This window comes from Thalassolituus sp., assembly GCF_984348125.1.
The window spans coordinates 1-18,830 of record NZ_CFHJLR010000010.1; the positions used below are offsets into that span (position 1 = coordinate 1).

Genomic DNA, 18,830 nt, shown 5'->3' on the forward strand with positions numbered 1-18,830 from the left:
GTAGATTACGAGAAATTAGCAAATTAATGTGTCCGGTTTTGTTGACCAGAACAGAGAAATGCTATCAACAATCAGGTACGTGTACACCGATGGTACACTTAATTTTCATGCTTCGTCTCCAGAGAATGCATACCGAGAAATTGAAGTACCTATGCAGCGTATAATTTCCATAGCAAAAAATGGAAAGTTACTTTTTAAGAAAGAGTATAAAGAATATGCTATTCGATACATAGATTCTCTAATTTCAGTACTGAAGCACTCTGAAAGAAAATTAAACAAAGATGAAATAAATTTAATTTCGGAACTTGAGAATATAAAAGTTGGACTCGATGATGGTAGTATCATTCCTCCACTCGGAAACCCCAAGAATGTTTTTCCTGCATACCTTGCTGTTGACCGGTACAATCCAACTATAAGTGATCTTCCAGATGGAAAAATCCTAATCAAAACAATTTCTTCAATTGTATTCAATGGAGTAAGGCCTGATTCGTGGATAAATGTGGAAGCAGCTGATGAAGACACAGCCAGTTTGTCAACTTCTTCAATTTAGTATCAATCCCGTGAACAGTGATCGTAAGAGAGCCTCTTAGGATGACTGTCCAGATTATCACTTAATCAACCCATCTTGCGCCGTCAAATTCAAGGGCAATAACGCTTTAACAACTTCCAGCCTTTCTGCCCTAAACAGTGCTTCACACACCGTTTTCAGGTTAATCAATAACTTCAATGCCACATGATTTCAAATAATTGTATGTTTCGTCATAGAATGCAGTAAGCCGCGTCCCGTCATCATTATTTCCATAAGGAACATATATAACCATCCCTTGCCTTGCTCGGGTCAAAAGCACACGATAGGCATTTTCGAGATATTTTCTAGATTGTTCTTGGTGTCTAGTAGTCCATTTTGTTCCAGAGAAATTATAGTATTTAAAACCATTCTTCGTATATCTAAGATCTGCGTCCCAACCTAGAATAGTCCAGTCTAACTCCAAACCTTGAACCTTAAATTCACTTACGGCTTCCTCTAAGAAATTCGAGCTTCTGACATCAGCAGCAGGCTTCAAAAACCAGTTCTTTTCATCTACTTCCTTAGTATTTATTATCCCACAAGCTCGCAGCCGCTTGCCGGAAGAACTAGAAAGAATTCCCATCCTTTCGTTCACTCTGCATTGACCTTTAATCCAAGATCTGGCTACCTCTAGATCTCTTGTTATTGTTAGGGGATAGCTATCTTTAAGAATTTCATAATGACGTTTTGCTTGCTTTGTATCTGTACTAAGAAGCGCATCGACAAAGCTTGCAAGATTAGTCGCCCTAAAAGATCTTTGAGAGACTGATAGGTGAAACTCTTTTTTCTCAATACAATTAATTCGATCGTATGGAAGTAGCTGGTTCTGAATATTATTTGAATGGAAAATTTCCCAATGTGGAAATTTTTCTTTAATCGAAGTCATCCAAGATAAAACACCTACTTCTCCACTATTAATCTCTTGACCGCTACCAATAAGTGCCACTACTACGCACCAATCTTCTTTTCTATCCATACTAGTTAGTAGAATATCTGGCTCTGACCCTAATCCCTTATAGACCGGTTTGCTTTTCGTAAGGTGCTCTTCATCCCAAGCTCTCTGAGCCTCATCAAAAATCACTACTCGTTCTGGCGGTTCCTCCTCACTTAATCCATATTGGCTTCTAAAATGATGCACATTCTGAATGCTGGCTTTAACACGAGGTTCTATTTCGGCCCTCCGACTACCAAGCTGAATTTGATCTTGGATCAATGCTTCTCTAAGCACATTGACTAGTGGCCCATTGCCAGAGAGGTAAACGGCTATCTCTTCATCATCCGATGTCGGCTGAGTAGCAATATTCAATCCCACTAACGTTTTCCCTGCGCCTGGCACACCTGTAACAAAGCAAATAGCTTTTTTAGTATTGGTATGGCAGTACGAGATGACTTTGTTTAACTCACTGGTGGTCTTAGAGATATTTTCTGCTTCAGCATCACTTCGAGAAATATCTTCGACCCTATGATTCGAGTATAGGGCTCTTGCTGCTTCGATAATTGTTGGAGTAGGCTTATATCTCGATGAGAGCCATTCAATCATTGTTATTTCTGAAGATCGATTACAATCTCCTGATTCTGTGAAAAAACTAATGATATCTTCTATATTCTTTCCGTTAGACTTCTGCACTGCTGCAATTTTTTTTTCAATAGCAGAATCGATTTTTATAGAATGACTGGCACCTGTCGCTACTAAGATGGGTACTATAAGACGATCCTGACTACCTTCATGAAAGTACTGAAAATCTATGCAGTATCCTTCAGCCTGGGCAATATCACCAGACCGATATTCCTTTTCTCCAACTTTAAACTCCAGAACAAACACTATTCCTTTATACAAGAAAACTGCATCGGCTCTCTTCCCCATCCTAGGAATAAGCGCTTCGAAAGCAATGTGACCGTCAGCGAATCCAGCTAACTGTTCCTTTAGAATTGGAATTTGCTCTTCCCAAGCTCTTGTCTGCTGATGAACAATTTCCTGCGAGTGACAGGGAACTATAGAGCCGATGATTGTTTCATCAGTATCTTTTAAGAATTCTTCAACCGTAGCTGAGTAATATGCTCTATTCATCGTCAACCTCGAAATCAAGTAATGACGACATAGAAATATTTAGAGCTATTGAAAGCTTATAGATATTCAGAAGAGAGACGTTTCGCTTTCCCCGCTCAACACCACTAACATACGTTCGATCAAGATCAGCCAAGCTCCCGAGCTGTTCTTGACTTAATTTCTTTGACAACCGCGCATTACGAATACGCTCGCCAAACAAAACAAGAAGCTGATTTTCCATTTTTAGTTCCAGCTTAAACACCAAGCTTGAACTTCAACCGTTAGTTGACTATAAGTCTACGGACTATAAGTCACATAGTGAGCAGGAGTGGATATGGATAGTTATTTCTCTGAACTAGAAAGGGAACTGCTTAATCGGTTCGGTCTGACTTTTGACGACACTGGATACGAAAGAACAGAGTGGATTCAAAAGTTCGATTGCGTGGACGCTAAAGCCGACGCAACTGAATTTGGGAAAAAATACGACTTAGAAGAGCTAGATAGCTAGGCCATCACTTCCCAATACAGAAGCTTCCAAAAATCTCACCCAACAAATCATCAGCGGTAAAGGCCCCGGTGATTTCGTTCAGTGCGTTTTGTGCCATACGTAGGTCTTCAGCGAGGAGTTCGCCGGCACCCATACCTTCAAGCTGTTGGCGGCCGTAGGCGAGGGCGTCTTTGGCGCGACTCAGGGCGTCGATATGGCGGCGGCGGGCGAGGAAGCCGCCTTCATTCGCGGCGTTGTATCCCATCACGTCTTTGAGGTGTTCGCGCAGGGTATCTACGCCGGCGTTCTGTTTTGCAGATAGCGTGATGGTTGGATAGTTAGCGTTTGAGCCTTCGGTTGTATCCAAGCCAATGTTCTCAGTCGAGAGATCAGCTTTGTTACGGATCACGGTCACACGTCCGCTAGCGAGCAGGTCATCAGTCTGCTGTTCGAGTCCGCGTTCATCGTAGAGGGCGTGCAGGAGCTTCTCAGGGTCGGTTTCGTTTGTGGTTGAGTCAATCATCAGCAGAATACGATCCGCCTTGCTGATCTCGTCCCAGGCGCGCTGAATACCTATGCGTTCAACTTCGTCGGGTGCATCACGTAAACCTGCGGTGTCGATGATGTGCAGCGGCATACCGTCGATGTGGATATGTTCTTTCAGTACATCGCGGGTGGTACCGGCGATGTCAGTGACGATTGCTCGCTCTTGACCAGCCAATGCATTCAGCAGAGAAGATTTACCGGCGTTTGGGCGCCCAGCGATCACGACGTTCATGCCTTCACGCAGAATCGCACCCTGATTTGCCTCTCGCAGTACCTTTTCTAACGCCTGTTCGACGTCAGTAAGCATGGCTTCGACTTTGCCATCACTGAGAAAGTCGATTTCTTCTTCAGGGAAATCGATCGCGGCTTCGGTGTACATCCGCAGGTGTATCAGCTGATCGAGCAGTTCATGCACTTTTTTGGAGAATTCACCCTGCATAGAGCGCAGCGCACAACGTGCCGCTTGCTCAGACGCCGAGTCGATCAGATCGGCGATGGCTTCGGCCTGAGCCAGATCCAGTTTGTCGTTTAAGAAGGCACGCTCTGAGAATTCACCGGGGCGGGCCATACGGCAGCCAAGTGCAACGACTTCTTTCAGCAGAAGATCGAGCACCACAGGGCCACCATGGCCTTGCAATTCGAGTACGTCTTCGCCGGTAAACGAATTCGGATTCGGGAAGAAGAGAGCGATGCCTTCGTCGAGTACGGTGCCACCTTCTGCTTTGAACGGCCCGTAATGCGCGTAACGCGGTTTTGGCTCGTAACCCAGTACTTGTCGTGCAACCTGTAAGGCTTTCTCACCAGACACGCGGATAATGCCGACACCGCCGCGCCCCGGGGCCGTTGCGATGGCTGTGATGGTGTCCTGGTGTACCTGGGTCATGGTCTGGCCTTTTGTTTCTTGATAGTCCTTATCTCTCTCTAAGACCATCATGACATCGGAGTGTCGTGTGTGAATGCGCCCATTTTAAGGCAACAAAAAAGGCGCCGCAGCGCCTTTTTAAGATTGGTCAGAGCGTCAGCTCTTCTCAATCTGTTTGGTAATGACGTACTGCTGTGCAATCGAGAGTACGTTGTTCACTACCCAGTACAGTACCAGACCTGCAGGGAACCACAGGAAGAATACTGTGAAGATCACTGGCATAAGCTGCATAACACGCGCCTGCATCGGGTCTGGCGGTGTTGGGTTCAGCTTGAACTGGATGAACATAGATGCGCCCATCAACAATGGCAGGATGAACAGCGGATCTTTGATCGACAGGTCTTCAATCCAGAGGAAGAAAGGCGCCTGACGCAGTTCTACCGATTCCATCAGCACCCAATACAGTGCGATGAATACTGGCATCTGAACCAGAATTGGCAAACAACCACTGAGTGGATTGATCTTCTCGGTCTTGTAGAGCTTCATCATCTCCTGACCAAGTTTCTCGCGGTTATCACCGTAGCGCTCTTTGATTTCCGCCATTTTCGGTGCAACTTTGCGCATGTTCGCCATTGAACGATACGACATCGCCGACAGCTTGAAGAACGCCAGCTTAATCAGAACAGTCAGCAGGATAATGGCAACACCCCAGTTTCCAACGCCACCACCCAGATCAATTTCCAGACCCAGGAAGTCAATTTCGCCAGACTGAATGAAGTTCAGTAATCCGAACAGCGGCTGCGCTACCCACCAGAGGATGCCGTAGTCGATCACCAGGTTCAGGTTTGGTGCGATTTCTTCCAGACGATCCTGGATCTTAGGACCAGTGTAGAGCTGAGCACCCATGGTCGCGGTTTCACCCGGAGCCACGCTAACGGAGTTATCGTAGAAACCAAAGATGTAGTTTCCTTTCACGTAACGACCGTTGTAGGTGTGCTGCTGATCCTGTGCAGGAATCCACGCAGATACGAAGTAGTGTTGCAGAATGGCAGCCCAGCCACCTTCTTCAACACTTTTGAATTTGCCTTCTTCGAGGTCATCAAAACCTACTTTCTGGTAACGCTCTTCACTGGTGGTCAATGCGGCACCCAGATACGCCTGCATACCCATGCTGCTTGACTGAGAAGGGTCATCAGAACCGTCGCGCTTCAGCTGTGCGTAAAACGCACCCTGCCATGGCTCCTGCGAGATGTTGCGTACTTTGTAGCGCACATCCATCAGGTATTCACCGCGGGTGAAGGTGAAGATTTTTTCTACGTACGCTTTTTCGGACTGGTGAGTCAGCACAACTTCGAGTGTCTCTTCGCCTTCGTTCAGCGTGTATTCAGTATTTTCAGTGCTGTACAGCGCACCGTTGTTTTTGTCGATGCCGTCACGTCCAACCAGGCCGCTTTGTGCGATAAAGAGACGAGTGTTGCTGTTTTCGAGCAGGGTAAATGGAACGTCTTTTTGTTTAATCGACTTTGAATACTGAGGTAAACGAACCGAAACAACCTGACCGCCCTTAGGATTGATCTCTACGTTGAGAACGTCGGTCTGTACTGTGATGACGTCACCCGTCGGTGCAGCAACTTCAGGCATATCAGCTGAGCTGACCGCTGGTTGATCACTGACATCCGGTACATCTGCATCTACAGCATCGGAAGTGTCTGGGGTGTCAGAACCAAAATCTGGTGCTGATTCGTTGCTGGTTTCAGCAACTGGGGTCGTAACGTTCTCAGTTCCGTAATCCTGATTCCAGGCAAGAATCAGCATATAAGAGGAGATCGCAAGTCCTGCATAAATGACTAAACGGCGGATATCCATGATCAGGGTTTCCGTTGGCAACAATGAGTTGAATGAGTGTGTGTTTCCAGATCTGGTACCAGATCGACACCGTGACCACCCCATGGGTGACAACGGCCAATACGACGAAGTGCTAACCAGCCTCCACGAAGGATTCCGTAACGACGGATGGCTTCTTCAGCGTATGAGGAACAAGTGGGGTAGTATCGACAGCGGCTGGGAAGCATCGGACTGATGGCATACCGATATACAGAAATCAGCGTCAGGGCTATCCTGGCTACAGGATTAACGCCGCGGTTTGCGTTTTCTGCCTTGGTGTTTGCCATGGGGTTTCTTCAGTCTGAACCAGAGGCTGTCGATCATCTCACGAATCTGCTGATTGTCCAGCTGAACGATTCCCGAACGTGCCAAAATGACAAAGTCATGGCTGGCGAGATCATGCTGATGCTGTCGGAAAGATTCGCGTACCAGGCGTTTAACCCGGTTGCGATCTACCGCTAGCTTGAGCTGTTTTTTCGCCAGAACAAAACCGACACGAGGTCGGTTCAGTTCGTTGGGAGCAGCCAGTACCAGAAGGTGAGGCGTGCTACCGCGCAGAGCTGTGTTATCGAAAACACGTTTGAATTCTGCCGGTCTCAGCAGCCGTAAGTCTTTACGGAAGCAATGGTCCGGCATACTTCTCTCTGCGCAGATAAGTTACAGCAATTAAGCAGCGAGGCTGTGACGGCCTTTAGCGCGACGACGTGCCAGAACCTGACGGCCGTTTTTGGTTGCCATGCGGGCACGGAAACCATGAGTACGCTTGCGCTTCAGTACGCTTGGTTGAAATGTACGTTTCATATCATCACCCAGTCAGTGTGAACAGGCCCAGATAATCAGGGCAATTTTTAGGGCCGGGAATTGTATGCAAAAGAAACACTTAACGCAACGCTGAGATCGCTTTGTTTATGAACTTTCTGAAAAACGTGAAGACCGGTCATTCTGATGAATATTTATGTTTTAAGTACTGATGATGTGTGATGAAGAAGAGAAGAAATCTGAAGTTATTATTAAAACGGGCGCTTAATTCTGTTGATAACTCAAAAAAATCTATTATTTTCAATGGATTAGACTCGAAATAAGTCTGCGGATAAACGAGGTAAAGACTGTCCGGAAGTTGGGTTCATTTGGTGGACGAAACCATGGGTTATACACAGTGATGACCGGATCGCGAGTTGTTCACAATTTCATTCATCCCTTAAAAGACAAGCTGTTAAGAGACTTATCCACAGGTCAGGTGGTAACTTTGTTCATCAGAATGGCGTATTTCTGTGGATAACCAGCACTTCCTCGGGTAGTATGTCCGTCTTCTTTATAGCTATTCATTTCGACGTCAGGATTCAGAGGTGCATGTGACGGGTTTGTGGGAAGACTGCCTGGGGTATCTGCAGCACGAGTTACCCGCACAGCAATACAACACATGGATTCGTCCTCTGACCGCCAGCGCTGATAATGGACAGCTCGTCCTGAGTGCGCCTAACCGGTTTGTAAAAGACTGGGTAAGAGATAAGTACCTTCAACGTATTCAGGAAATCATCTCAGATCTTAATGGCGGCTTGCTCACGCACGTTAATATAGTCGCGGGTGAGTCCCGTCCTATGTTTCAGCGTCCGACGACACCGCCGCCTCGCCCAGAGCCTCGTTCTATAAAAGACGATACGATGAGCTTTGCCGCGCCGCGAGAACCCGCATCTAAGATAGAAACTGCGCCATTGGGCGGCTCTTACAGTGCTGAACCTATGGCGTTTGCTGAAGATTCTGGCCCGTCAGCTGCCGAACTTGCGGTGGTTGATCCGGTAACTGAGCCCACGCCGGTTGCACCGACTCCGCCACCTAAAAGAAAGGTGCAGGTTGAAGGTGGCTTGCAGCATCAGAGCTTTCTTAATCAGAACTTCACCTTCGATACCTTTGTAGAAGGTAAGTCGAACCAGCTGGCGCATGCCGCTGCGAAGCAGGTGTCTGATAATCCTGGTGGCTCGTACAACCCACTCTTTATATATGGTGGTGTTGGTCTGGGTAAGACCCACTTGATGCACGCGGTTGGTAACTACTTACAAACTAAGAACAAGAACGCCCGTGTACTTTACGTGCACTCAGAGCGTTTTGTTCAGGATATGGTGAAAGCACTCCAGTTGGGTGCGATTAACGAATTTAAGCGTTTTTACCGTAGCCTCGATGCCTTGCTGATTGATGATATTCAGTTCTTTGCAGGCAAAGAGCGCTCGCAGGAAGAGTTCTTCCATACCTTTAATGCCTTATTAGAAGGCGGTCAGCAGATGATTCTGACCTGTGATCGGTATCCGAAAGAGATCGCGGGTCTGGAAGAACGTCTGAAGTCACGTTTCGGCTGGGGTCTGACGGTAGCGGTTGAACCACCTGAACTTGAAACGCGAGTGGCAATTCTGATGAAGAAGGCCGAGCAGACAGGGATGAACCTCCCGGATGATGCTGCTTTCTTTATTGCTCAGAAAATTCGTTCTAATGTGCGTGAGCTGGAAGGGGCGCTGAAGCGTGTCGCTGCAAATGCTCAGTTTACGGGCAGTGAAATCACTCTACCTTTTATTAAGGAGTCGCTGAAAGACTTATTAGCGCTCCAGGATAAGCAGGTCAGCGTTGAAAATATTCAACGTACGGTCGCAGAGTATTACAAAATCAAGATGTCTGATTTATTATCTAAGCGCCGTACACGCTCGATCGCGCGACCTCGTCAGGTCGCCATGGCATTGAGCAAAGAACTGACAAATCACAGTTTGCCTGAGATAGGCGAATTGTTTGGCGGCCGGGACCATACAACGGTCTTGCATGCGTGCCGCAAGATTAAAGAATTGCAGGAATCCAGTGCTGATGTGCGGGAAGATTATAAGAACCTGCTGCGCTTACTGACAACCTAACGCCTGTTAGCTCAGGCTCCGGACCGAGTGGAGAACCATGAAATTCGTAATATCCAGGGAAGCCCTTCTGCGCCCACTGCAATTGGTAGCAGGTGTTGTAGAAAAGCGTCAGACTCTGCCAGTACTGTCAAACGTACTGCTTGAAATTGAAGGTCAGCAGCTGTCGCTCACAGGTACCGACCTTGAAGTTGAGCTGGTAGGCCGGGTCACTCTTGATGAAGTCGGCCAGGAAGGTTCGATTACGGTTCCAGCGAAAAAGCTGATGGATATCTGTCGCTCTCTGCCGGATGGCGCTCAGATTGAGATCGAGCAGGATGAAGCGCGCGTTAATGTTCGCTCAGGTCGTTCGCGTTTCACGCTTTCTACTCTGCCTGCGACGGAATTCCCGAACGTGGATGCGATTGCCGACGAGCAATCTTTCTCTCTGCCACAAGCCAGCCTGCGTCATATTATTGATCGCTCAAGCTTTGCCATGGCACAGCAGGATGTTCGTTACTACCTGAACGGTATGCTGATGGAAGTTACCGCAGACAGTCTGCGCGCTGTTGCTACCGACGGCCACCGTCTGGCGACCTGTGTTACAGAAGTCTCTGGTCTGGCTGAAACACGTCAGATCATTCTGCCGCGTAAAGGTGTTCTGGAGATGGCGAAACTGCTGACTGATCCAGAAGCCAGCGTAAGCCTGTCGTTGAGTGCCAACCATCTGCGTGCTCAGACTGAAGAGTTTACCTTCACTTCGAAACTGGTCGACGGTAAGTTCCCGGATTACAGCCGTGTGATTCCTAAGGGCGGTAATAACGTGGTTCTGGCTGATCGTACAGATCTGCGTCAGGTGTTTAACCGTACTGCGATTCTTTCTAATGAAAAGTATCGTGGTGTTCGCCTGGTGCTGGGTACCGATACGCTTCAGGTATTCGCGAATAACCCAGAGCAGGAAGAAGCCGAAGAAACGACAGCGGTTGAGTATCAGGGCGATGCGCTTGAGATCGGCTTCAACGTTTCTTACCTTCAGGATGTTCTTGGCGTTATTTCAACCGAACAGGTTAAGTTCACACTGTCGGATGCAAACAGCAGCGCATTGATTGAAGAGCCAGACAGCTCTGATGCTATGTACGTTGTTATGCCGATGCGTCTGTAGTCTCAGGCGTTTCTGATTTATGCCAGTCAGGCATCTCAGGATCAGTGGTGTGCGTAATCTGCAGCCACTGATCTTTGATCCCCATCCCCACGTCAATTTCATTTACGGAGATAACGGCTCCGGCAAAACCAGCATTCTTGAAGGAATTGCTGTGATGGCCTCCGGTAAGTCATTCCGTACTAATCAGCTTAAGCATGTGCTTGCCTACGATAATGATCGGATGGAAATGCGTTTTTCCATTGAAGATCCGGATATGGGTGCATGCGAAATGGAGTCTCTGCGTTTGAAGGCAGGGGACCATCTTCTTAAGTTGAATGGCTCTGTTCTGACAAGCCAGGCTGAAGCAGCGCATTGGTTGCCCGTTCAGATCATTGAGCCGAACACCTTTAAGCTACTCTCGGGTTCGCCGGAAGAGCGCAGGGCGTTTATTGATTGGGGTGTGTTCCACGTGGAACAAAGTTTCATGGAACAGTGGAAAACCTTCAGAAAGCATCTCAAACAGAGAAACGCCGTACTGAAGCAGAAGGAAGAAGAGTGGCTGGATGTCTGGAACGCTGGCTTTATCGAGGCCGCTGAGCATATTGATAATGAACGCCAGGCGTACCTTAAGCGCTTTAAACCTGAATTTGAGCGGATATTGAACGAGCTAGATCCTTCAATATCTGTCACACTGGCTTATTATCCGGGGTGGGAAAAAGACTCTCGTCTGGCGGACGTTCTGAGCCGTCAGCAGGAGCGTGATATGACGCTCGGATATACCCAGTCAGGTCCTCACAGGGCCGAGCTTCGCATTAAGTGCGACAAACAACCGGCTTCTGAGATTTTGTCTCGGGGGCAACAGAAAACAGTGGTCTCAGCGCTTAAGATTGCGCAGGGATCGCTCTTCCAGCAGGAGAGTGGGCGCCGGACTATCTATCTTGTGGATGATCTTGCGTCAGAGCTCGACGAAAAGCACCGTTTTGCTTTATGCAAGCTGCTGGAAGATTTAAAATGTCAGGTCTTTATAACCAGCATCGACAAAGAAAAACTAACCGATGTCTGGCAGCCAGTCGCCAGTAAAGTGTTCCACGTGGAACATGGCAAATTAGAGGAATGCACCGAATGAGTGATCAGAGTTACGATTCGTCCAGTATTAAGGTTCTTAAAGGCCTCGATGCGGTACGGAAGCGTCCAGGGATGTATATCGGCGATACCGACGACGGTACCGGCCTCCACCACATGGTGTTCGAGGTGGTCGATAACTCCATTGACGAGGCGCTGGCTGGTCACTGTGACACAGTTGAGGTTGTTATCCATCAGGACAACTCAATCACGGTCTCCGATAACGGTCGTGGTATTCCTACCGAGCTTCACCCGGAAGAGGGCGTATCGGCTGCAGAGGTTATTCTGACCGTACTCCACGCGGGCGGTAAGTTCGATGACAATTCCTACAAGGTATCCGGCGGCCTGCACGGTGTAGGTGTCTCGGTAGTAAACGCGCTGTCTGAGAAGCTGAAGTTGACCATTCGACGCGGCGGTAAGCTGTACGAGCAGGAATACACGCATGGTGTGCCTGATTACCCATTGAAAGAAGTCGGTGTATCTGACACTACGGGTACAGCGATTACCTTCCTGCCGTCGAAAGAGACCTTCACCAAGACCGAATTCAGCTACGACTATTTGGCAAAGCGCCTGCGTGAACTGTCGTTTTTGAACTCAGGTGTGCGGATCCATATGAAGGATGAGCGCTCTGATAAAGAAGATATTTTTGAATTTGAAGGTGGTCTGGGCTCGTTTGTTGGCTTCCTGAACGAAGGCAAAACACCCGTCAGCGAAGTCTTCCACTTTTTAACTGAGCAGCGCGACGACGGTATCGGTGTTGAAGTAGCAATGCAGTGGAACGACGGTTTCCAGGAAAGCATTCACTGCTATACCAACAATATTCCACAGCGTGACGGTGGTACGCACCTCGCGGGCTTCCGCGCCGCGCTGACGCGTTCTCTGAACTCTTACATTACTCAGGAAGGCCTGGATAAGAAAGCCAAGGTATCGACCACAGGTGATGACGCTCGTGAGGGTCTCACGGCGATTATTTCGGTTAAGGTGCCTGATCCTAAGTTCAGTTCACAGACCAAAGATAAGTTGGTTTCCAGTGAAGTTAAGCCTGCCGTTGAGCAGGAAATGGGGCGTCAGTTCCAGGACTTCCTGCTGGAAAACCCACAGCAGGCGAAAGAGCTTGTTGGCAAAATGATTGATGCTGCCCGGGCCCGTGAAGCGGCGCGTAAAGCACGTGAGATGACCCGTCGTAAGGGTGCGCTCGATATCGCAGGTCTGCCGGGTAAGCTGGCAGACTGTCAGGAAAAAGACCCGGCACTCTCCGAAGTGTACCTGGTGGAGGGTGACTCTGCGGGTGGTTCTGCTAAGCAGGGCCGTGACCGCCGGACCCAGGCTATTCTGCCACTCAAAGGTAAGATCCTTAACGTAGAAAAAGCTCGCTTCGACAAGATGCTGTCTTCTGCCGAAGTCGGCACACTGATTACTGCACTGGGCTGTGGTATCGGTCGTGAAGAGTTTGATCCGGATAAGCTGCGTTATCACCGCATTATTATCATGACGGATGCTGACGTCGATGGTGCGCACATCCGTACGCTGCTGTTGACCTTCTTCTTCCGTCAGATGCCTGAAATCATTGAGCGTGGCCACGTTTACATCGCTCAGCCGCCATTGTACAAGATCAAGCGTGGTAAGCAGGAACAGTACATCAAAGACGAAGAAGCGATGGAGAGCTACCTTACCCATATCGCACTCGAGAAAGCCGCTCTGCACCCTTCTGAGGGCGCCCCAGCGATCTCTGACGAGGCGTTTGCCCAGATAGTAGATCAGTATCGCTCTGCCCAAGAGACGGTCGATCGTATGTCGAACGTTGTGCGTAAAGAGATTCTGCACCTGATGCTGACTCTTCCACGCGTCACTACCGACATGATGACCAGCGAAGCTGCCATGAATGAGTGGGTTGGCAAGCTCCGTGAACAGCTTCCTGATGCAGGCCGCAGTGGCTCACACTTCGAAGTTGCGACGGTTAAAGATCCAGAGCGTGACAACTACAACGTCGACGTAAAAGTGATCACACATGGTATGGCACGTGACTACATCCTTGATGTCGACTTCTTCGGTGGCAATGGCTACAACAAGCTCGCGAGCATGAGCGAGAAGCTGGCTGAGACCCTGGAAGAGGGTGCCTACATCCAGCGCGGCGAGCGCGTTCACATGATCAATGACTTCTGGGATGCGGTTAAATGGCTGCTCCACGAAGCTCAGAAAGGCTTCAACATCCAGCGTTATAAAGGTCTGGGCGAGATGAACCCTGAGCAGCTCTGGGAAACCACTATGGACCCAGAGACTCGTCGCATGCTTCAGGTCAGCATCGAAGATGCCATCGGCGCCGACAAGATGTTCACTACACTGATGGGCGATGACGTAGAGCCACGTCGTGCCTTTATCGAAGCGAACGCACTGAACGTAGCGAACCTGGACTTCTGATCCGCTGCTCTCTGTGTTCCATGTTCCACGTGGAACACAGGGAAAGTCGATACGATAAAGACCTCTAAAAAGCCCCGGCTGATATGCGTCAGCCGGGGCTTTTTGTTCAGTAAGGATCTAATCGGCTCACGCTATGAGCCGAATACTTCGCTTATTCGGCTCAACGAAAGGAAAGAACGTCCGCAGTGGCGCGTGAGGACATGCCTCAGCCATTGAGAAAATCGCCGCCCTCAGTAATGATGAAGGCAAGCAGGCGGGCCTGTATGGCCGCTGAACGGGTTTTTAAAGCAAAGGAGTTGTCGTATGTGCATTCAGTGCAGTGTTGGCGCTGGCGGCGTAAATATGAAGTCTGATGTGCGTATCGTGCAGGCGGCATTGAATCAGGTTCTCAGCCCGGAGAAACCTTTAGTGGTTGACGGCCTGATTGGCCCGGCAACCATCAGTGTGATTGATGCTTTTCAGCGTGGGGCAGTGGGGCTTAACCGCCCTGATGGTCGGGTCGACCCTAACGGTCGCACGTTACGTACTTTGAAAGACCTGCAGCCGAAGGCGTTTTCCAGTGATTGCCTGGCAGCAGTTATGCCGACCGCACCTTTATCAAAGATCGAAACCTATTTTCCGCTGATGCAGACTGCCGCTGAACAGACAGGGTGTGTTTCTGGTGCTCGCCGCCTGGCGCACTTTCTCGCTCAGATCGGACACGAGAGTCTGTCGCTCTTTTACACAGAAGAGCTGGCTTCTGGTGAGGCTTACGAAGGGCGCTCTGATCTGGGCAATACCCAACCCGGTGACGGGGTTCGCTTTAAGGGCCGTGGGTTAATTCAACTGACAGGACGTTATAACTACGAGCAGTACGCAGAGTACGCCGGGATAGATACGTCGCAGCCGGATTGGCCGGAATTACTGTCCACCCCTGAGCATGCGCTAAAGGTGAGCCTCTGGTTCTGGGAAACCCGGCACCTGCAGGAAAAGGCCGATCAGGATGATCTGTTGGGTATTACCCGCAGGGTCAATGGCGGCTATAACGGCCTGTCTGATCGGCAGGCGTACCTGCAGCGGGCGAAGTTCTTTCTGGAATAAGCTCGGCTGTCGTCTGGCTGGCCTGACTGTTAACCCGTGCTTAGCTAGCCCGGTACGCTTCAATTTCGGCTTTCCACTTTTCGATCAACTCACGATTGTCGTGATCTTCGGGGTGGAAGTCTTCGCGGTAGAAATCTTTGAATGGTGCTTTGATGCAGGTGAACATGCCGTCTTCACCAAAGAGCATGCCCCAGGCTTCTTTGACCTGAGCCCAGCTGGGCATGCGTCGTGCGGCCCAAAGAAGGTAAATCGTACGACCAATGGTGAGGGTGGGAAACAGTACCGCAATGGCGCGCATGATACGCAGCAGAGTCTTACGCTGACCGCCGGTGGCCATGTACACATCGAAAGCGACAGACTTGTGTTCGATTTCTTCGATGGCGTGCCAGATCATCATGTATTTGATGGAAGGGTGCATTCCCTCAAGCTGTTTGGGGTGAGTAAGTACATACTCCGCGACAATTGCCGTAATGTGCTCAAGGCAGACTGTGGCGGCCAGCCGTTCGCGTTTTGAGCGTTTGGCGTTGAGCAGAGCAATCGCTTTTTCAACGCGTTTTTCGATGTTTTGTGCCTTCCAGCCAAGCGATTCCAGCTTTTCATTGGCGAGCTTGTGCTGATTGGTATGGTGAGCTTCCTGGCGGGTGAAGTCTTTAACGTTCTCAAGTAATTGCGGGTCAGTCACGCGGTCTTTGTAGTTGCGCACTGATTCAATAAACATCTGCTCGCCCGGAGGAAAGGTGCCCGAGAGCACGGCAATGAACGCAGTAAGAATCGGATTATCACGGTACCAGTCCATGGTATCGACCTGATCGAAGCTGAAGTCCATACGTCGGACTTCAATGCCGTTGGTTGATTCTGTCTGGGGGATGCTGATCTCGGCGGTGGTACTCATGGCCTTCTCCTGCGCAGATAGTTAAAGTCTCGTACCAGTTATAGCCAAGATCGCCGGCATGTCACAATGACTTGTTAGCCTGAGATAGGCGGCATTATGGCCACTCGGGGTGAACCCCGCGCCGATTCACTGGTCGATAAGTTCATAATTTTGTTGGAGAACACTATGCGTCTACTGGCTGTGTGCCTGTTGTTACTTTCGTCCTTTGCTGTGTGGGCAGTGCCTGCTTCACCTGCGTCATCCGGTAGCTCCAGCGATGGCAAGGCGGTCGATAGAGAAGCGGTTAAAAATCTGATTGGTACTCTCGAAAGTGAAACAGAGCGGCAGGACCTGATTCAGAAGCTTGAGCTGATGCTGGAGGCAGAGCCTGAACCCGAGCCTGAACTGGCGTCAGTCTTTGGCCTGGATAGCACTGGTTCAGGCGTGTTGAGCGAGTTTACGGCACTGACGGAAAGCTATGGGCTGCCCGAGAACATCATTGGTGATGTGCTGGCGTTCGGTGTAACTACCTTATTGGTGTTGCTGGGTATTTTTCTGAATGGTTACCTGAGTCGGTTTCTGGATAAGCGCATGAAGCGCGTACGCAAGCGCCTGCATTGGGATAAGGAGCGCTTCAGCTCAATCTTCACTATTCAGCGTGCCATCGGTTATGCGTTAGGTCTGATTCTTGTGGGGTACGCAGCACTCGACGTCGTAGCGGTATATTTTGGGGAAAAGAGCATGACGGGGCTTGGTAGCCTGCTAGGTACTGTGCTGTCGATCTCGCTTGCTGCGCTGGTTTTTGCTTCGATCTGGGAGGGCGTGAATGCCTTACTGGAGTCGTTAATGTTCCGTCACGAGCGACTGAACAGCTCGCGCTTCCAGACCATCACGCCGATCATTCGCAACATTCTGCTGATCACCCTGTCGTTGCTGTCGGTGATGGTGATTCTCTCTGAGGTAGGCATCAACATAATGCCGTTACTGGCCGGTGCTGGTGTTCTGGGTATTGCTGTGGGCTTTGGTGCTCAGACTCTGGTGAAGGACTTCCTGACCGGGCTGACAGTGGTGTTTGAGGATCTGCTGCAAATTGGTGACGTCATCAAGATCAATGATCATTTTGGTCTGGTAGAAAAGATCACGCTGCGCAAGATTCAGATGCGAGACCTGGACGGTACTGTGCACACGATTCCATTCGGTGAAGTATCGATCATCTCGAACCTGACCAAAGACTTCAGCTACTACCTGATGGATGTGGGTGTAGCGTATCGTGAGAACACAGATGAAGTCGTTGCGATTATGCGCGAGGTGGATGAAGACCTGCGTTCAGACAAAGACTTCGAAGATCTGATTCTTGAGCCCCTCGAGGTGCTGGGTGTCGATCAGTTTGCTGACAGTGCTGTGATGATTAAGGCGCGGATTAAGACTAAGCCGATCCAGCAATGGAACGTAGGCCGTGAGTTTAACCGCCGAATGAAGATTGCCTTTGATGAGCGGAATATCGAGATTCCATTCCCACACCAGACTATTTACTTTGGTGAAGACAAGCAGGGCAAGGCACCGAACGCCAATGTTCGCTTGGTCGAGGAAGTGGAAAAACGTGCTGAAGAAGCTGCGGGTAAAGAGCGCGCACTTAAGGATGCAGGCGGCTCGGGTACACCAAGTGCCAGCTCCAGCTCAGACAGCGGCGATAGTTAAGCCGCTGTCTGGTATGCGAATCCTGGGTCGGTCAGCTGACCTTGGGTTCGCGAGGACCAAAGAAATACCAGGCAATCAGGCCTGCTACAGGCAGCAACAGAATTGCTGCAATCCAGGCCGCTTTCACGCCCAGTGTGGTGCGTGCCTGAACGGTATTCAGGATGGCGTAGATATCGCCAACCAGAATCAGAATGCCAAAAATACCACCTACTTCAATCACCATAGTGTCCCCCTGTGAATCCCCCGGTAATAGCGGTAATGATCATATCATGCAGTGTGTTGCAGTTATCAGAATCGTTTTCCGCTGGTGAGTTCAGTAATCACGGTGCCCTGAAAAGGCGTTGCAGAAATCTCGTCGACGCGATTGTTTATCCACTCTTCACATTGCTGATGAAGAAACTTAGTTGGTAAGTCTTTACTATCTAGCGGAGCCCCGATAACGACAGTAATTGTGCCCGGATAGCGTATCCAGTGGTGGTTCGGCCAGAAGTCTCCGGCGTTATGAGCTATGGGAATCACAGGCGCCTTGACGCGGCTGGCGAGCATGCTGCCCCCTTTAGAAAACGCTTTACGTGCGCCTGCAGGGACACGGCTCCCTTCGGGGAATATCAGCACATGAAAGCCGTTGTTCAGACGTTGTGTTCCTTGCTTAACGAGCTCTTTGAGAGCTGTCGTCCGTTGCGTCCGGTCGATAGTAATAGGCCCCATCATGGCCAGATACCAGCCGAAGATCGGAATACGCGTCAGCTCTTTTTTAATGACCTGAACTTGTGGCGGTAATAGCGCGGGCAGCATAAAGGTTTCCCAACTGCTTTGGTGCTTAGCCACAATAATGGAAGGCCGGGAGGGTAGCTCACCCTCGTAAATGACGTTCCAGCGCAGGCCCAGAATCAGACGTGCTGACCAGACGCAGGCGATGCAGAAAGGCCGGCCAATAAGACGATGCCGGGCGGGCAGATCCATTAAGGGCGAAATAATCAGGGCGGGAAGAATCCAGATCAGGGTGAGGAAGGTCATCCAGACCATAAAAATGATGGTGCGGCAGGCGGCGAGTGATGTCGAGTGAGCGGTGGTCTCAGGCAATCGTTTACCCCTTAGGAGTGTGAATAGCACTGTATTCAGAGTACGGCGAAAGCTGTCTGCTGAAAAGTAGCGATTTGCTATCTGGCTCTGGCTTTGTCAGGGTTATAGAGGCACGCCGCGCTGAGACGGGGTGCGCTGGACCATACAAACCGGAGT

General features: G+C 49.7%; 18 protein-coding genes. 8 read left to right on the plus strand and 10 right to left on the minus strand.

Translation table 11 applies throughout. The features are described from left to right. The first annotated feature begins 28 nt into the window (after window positions 1-28). Window positions 29-550 (plus strand): hypothetical protein, encoded by a 522-nt coding sequence (locus tag AC5E51_RS08710; protein WP_491778432.1) that lies wholly within the window; start codon window positions 29-31, stop codon window positions 548-550. Window positions 551-710: 160 nt separating this feature from the next. Here the strand turns inward: AC5E51_RS08710 and AC5E51_RS08715 are convergent, their stop codons facing one another. Both AC5E51_RS08715 and AC5E51_RS08720 read right to left on the minus strand, forming a co-directional pair. Further along, window positions 711-2,636, minus strand: coding sequence for a DUF2075 domain-containing protein (locus AC5E51_RS08715; RefSeq protein WP_491778433.1), 1,926 nt, complete (start codon window positions 2,634-2,636; stop codon window positions 711-713). After that, complete coding sequence (locus AC5E51_RS08720; protein ID WP_491778434.1) at window positions 2,629-2,856, minus strand: helix-turn-helix domain-containing protein; 228 nt, start codon at window positions 2,854-2,856, stop codon at window positions 2,629-2,631. Before AC5E51_RS08720 ends, AC5E51_RS08715 begins: the two co-directional genes overlap by 8 nt. Window positions 2,857-2,949: 93 nt before the next feature. Between AC5E51_RS08720 and AC5E51_RS08725 the strand changes: the two genes are divergently transcribed. Then, window positions 2,950-3,123, plus strand: a complete 174-nt coding sequence (locus AC5E51_RS08725) for a hypothetical protein (RefSeq protein WP_491778435.1) — start codon at window positions 2,950-2,952, stop codon at window positions 3,121-3,123. Between the two features lie 4 nt (window positions 3,124-3,127). Here AC5E51_RS08725 and mnmE read toward each other — a convergent pair whose 3' ends face one another. The 5 genes from mnmE to rpmH all read right to left on the minus strand — a co-directional run bounded on the left by mnmE (window position 3,128) and on the right by rpmH (window position 7,195). Further along, window positions 3,128-4,531, minus strand: a complete 1,404-nt coding sequence (gene mnmE, locus AC5E51_RS08730; protein ID WP_491778436.1) for a tRNA uridine-5-carboxymethylaminomethyl(34) synthesis GTPase MnmE — start codon at window positions 4,529-4,531, stop codon at window positions 3,128-3,130. 135 nt (window positions 4,532-4,666) lie between these two features. Next, window positions 4,667-6,376, minus strand: coding sequence for a membrane protein insertase YidC (gene yidC, locus AC5E51_RS08735; RefSeq protein ID WP_491778437.1), 1,710 nt, complete (start codon window positions 6,374-6,376; stop codon window positions 4,667-4,669). Window positions 6,377-6,378: 2 nt separating this feature from the next. After that, a complete protein-coding gene (yidD, locus tag AC5E51_RS08740) occupies window positions 6,379-6,681 on the minus strand; it encodes a membrane protein insertion efficiency factor YidD (protein WP_076514369.1) in 303 nt (100 codons plus the stop codon). Beyond that, window positions 6,641-7,030, minus strand: coding sequence for a ribonuclease P protein component (gene rnpA / locus AC5E51_RS08745; protein ID WP_273091328.1), 390 nt, complete (start codon window positions 7,028-7,030; stop codon window positions 6,641-6,643). Before rnpA ends, yidD begins: the two co-directional genes overlap by 41 nt. Window positions 7,031-7,060: 30 nt before the next feature. Continuing rightward, entirely contained in the window at window positions 7,061-7,195 is a 135-nt protein-coding gene (rpmH, locus tag AC5E51_RS08750; RefSeq protein ID WP_068435451.1) for a 50S ribosomal protein L34, read from the minus strand. A gap of 551 nt (window positions 7,196-7,746) precedes the next feature. Here rpmH and dnaA point away from each other — a divergent pair. The 5 genes from dnaA (at window position 7,747) to AC5E51_RS08775 (ending at window position 15,022) form a co-directional block, all read left to right on the plus strand. Further along, a complete protein-coding gene (gene dnaA, locus AC5E51_RS08755) occupies window positions 7,747-9,285 on the plus strand; it encodes a chromosomal replication initiator protein DnaA (RefSeq protein ID WP_491222042.1) in 1,539 nt (512 codons plus the stop codon). Between the two features lie 37 nt (window positions 9,286-9,322). After that, window positions 9,323-10,423, plus strand: a complete 1,101-nt coding sequence (gene dnaN / locus AC5E51_RS08760; RefSeq protein WP_076514371.1) for a DNA polymerase III subunit beta — start codon at window positions 9,323-9,325, stop codon at window positions 10,421-10,423. A gap of 19 nt (window positions 10,424-10,442) precedes the next feature. Further along, entirely contained in the window at window positions 10,443-11,528 is a 1,086-nt protein-coding gene (gene recF / locus AC5E51_RS08765; protein WP_491778438.1) for a DNA replication/repair protein RecF, read from the plus strand. Further along, window positions 11,525-13,942, plus strand: a complete 2,418-nt coding sequence (gene gyrB / locus AC5E51_RS08770; RefSeq protein WP_068435455.1) for a DNA topoisomerase (ATP-hydrolyzing) subunit B — start codon at window positions 11,525-11,527, stop codon at window positions 13,940-13,942. The genes recF and gyrB overlap by 4 nt, the downstream gene beginning before the upstream one ends. A 303-nt stretch (window positions 13,943-14,245) precedes the next feature. After that, entirely contained in the window at window positions 14,246-15,022 is a 777-nt protein-coding gene (locus AC5E51_RS08775) for a glycoside hydrolase family 19 protein (protein ID WP_491778439.1), read from the plus strand. A 40-nt stretch (window positions 15,023-15,062) separates the two neighbouring features. Here the strand turns inward: AC5E51_RS08775 and AC5E51_RS08780 are convergent, their stop codons facing one another. After that, window positions 15,063-15,914, minus strand: a complete 852-nt coding sequence (locus AC5E51_RS08780; RefSeq protein WP_491778440.1) for a metal-dependent hydrolase — start codon at window positions 15,912-15,914, stop codon at window positions 15,063-15,065. Window positions 15,915-16,079: 165 nt separating this feature from the next. Between AC5E51_RS08780 and AC5E51_RS08785 the strand changes: the two genes are divergently transcribed. Beyond that, window positions 16,080-17,591 (plus strand): mechanosensitive ion channel family protein, encoded by a 1,512-nt coding sequence (locus tag AC5E51_RS08785; protein ID WP_491778441.1) that lies wholly within the window; start codon window positions 16,080-16,082, stop codon window positions 17,589-17,591. A 31-nt stretch (window positions 17,592-17,622) separates the two neighbouring features. Here the strand turns inward: AC5E51_RS08785 and AC5E51_RS08790 are convergent, their stop codons facing one another. Continuing rightward, window positions 17,623-17,814 (minus strand): PLDc N-terminal domain-containing protein, encoded by a 192-nt coding sequence (locus AC5E51_RS08790; RefSeq protein WP_068442368.1) that lies wholly within the window; start codon window positions 17,812-17,814, stop codon window positions 17,623-17,625. Between the two features lie 65 nt (window positions 17,815-17,879). Beyond that, a complete protein-coding gene (locus AC5E51_RS08795) occupies window positions 17,880-18,674 on the minus strand; it encodes a lysophospholipid acyltransferase family protein (RefSeq protein WP_491778442.1) in 795 nt (264 codons plus the stop codon). Between the last annotated feature and the right edge of the window lie 156 nt (window positions 18,675-18,830).

Bases quoted from the DNA above. Each gene is read 5' to 3' on its own strand.
- AC5E51_RS08725 (WP_491778435.1), top strand. From the start codon at position 2,950: ATGGATAGTTATTTCTCTGAACTAGAAAGGGAACTGCTTAATCGGTTC.
- AC5E51_RS08775 (WP_491778439.1), top strand. From the start codon at position 14,246: ATGTGCATTCAGTGCAGTGTTGGCGCTGGCGGCGTAAATATGAAGTCT.
- recF (WP_491778438.1), top strand. From the start codon at position 10,443: ATGCCAGTCAGGCATCTCAGGATCAGTGGTGTGCGTAATCTGCAGCCA.
- AC5E51_RS08790 (WP_068442368.1), bottom strand. From the start codon at position 17,814: ATGGTGATTGAAGTAGGTGGTATTTTTGGCATTCTGATTCTGGTTGGC.
- rpmH (WP_068435451.1), bottom strand. From the start codon at position 7,195: ATGAAACGTACATTTCAACCAAGCGTACTGAAGCGCAAGCGTACTCAT.
- gyrB (WP_068435455.1), top strand. From the start codon at position 11,525: ATGAGTGATCAGAGTTACGATTCGTCCAGTATTAAGGTTCTTAAAGGC.
- AC5E51_RS08715 (WP_491778433.1), bottom strand. From the start codon at position 2,636: ATGAATAGAGCATATTACTCAGCTACGGTTGAAGAATTCTTAAAAGAT.
- dnaN (WP_076514371.1), top strand. From the start codon at position 9,323: ATGAAATTCGTAATATCCAGGGAAGCCCTTCTGCGCCCACTGCAATTG.
- AC5E51_RS08720 (WP_491778434.1), bottom strand. From the start codon at position 2,856: ATGGAAAATCAGCTTCTTGTTTTGTTTGGCGAGCGTATTCGTAATGCG.
- yidD (WP_076514369.1), bottom strand. From the start codon at position 6,681: ATGGCAAACACCAAGGCAGAAAACGCAAACCGCGGCGTTAATCCTGTA.
- AC5E51_RS08780 (WP_491778440.1), bottom strand. From the start codon at position 15,914: ATGAGTACCACCGCCGAGATCAGCATCCCCCAGACAGAATCAACCAAC.
- yidC (WP_491778437.1), bottom strand. From the start codon at position 6,376: ATGGATATCCGCCGTTTAGTCATTTATGCAGGACTTGCGATCTCCTCT.
- mnmE (WP_491778436.1), bottom strand. From the start codon at position 4,531: ATGACCCAGGTACACCAGGACACCATCACAGCCATCGCAACGGCCCCG.
- AC5E51_RS08785 (WP_491778441.1), top strand. From the start codon at position 16,080: ATGCGTCTACTGGCTGTGTGCCTGTTGTTACTTTCGTCCTTTGCTGTG.
- rnpA (WP_273091328.1), bottom strand. From the start codon at position 7,030: ATGCCGGACCATTGCTTCCGTAAAGACTTACGGCTGCTGAGACCGGCA.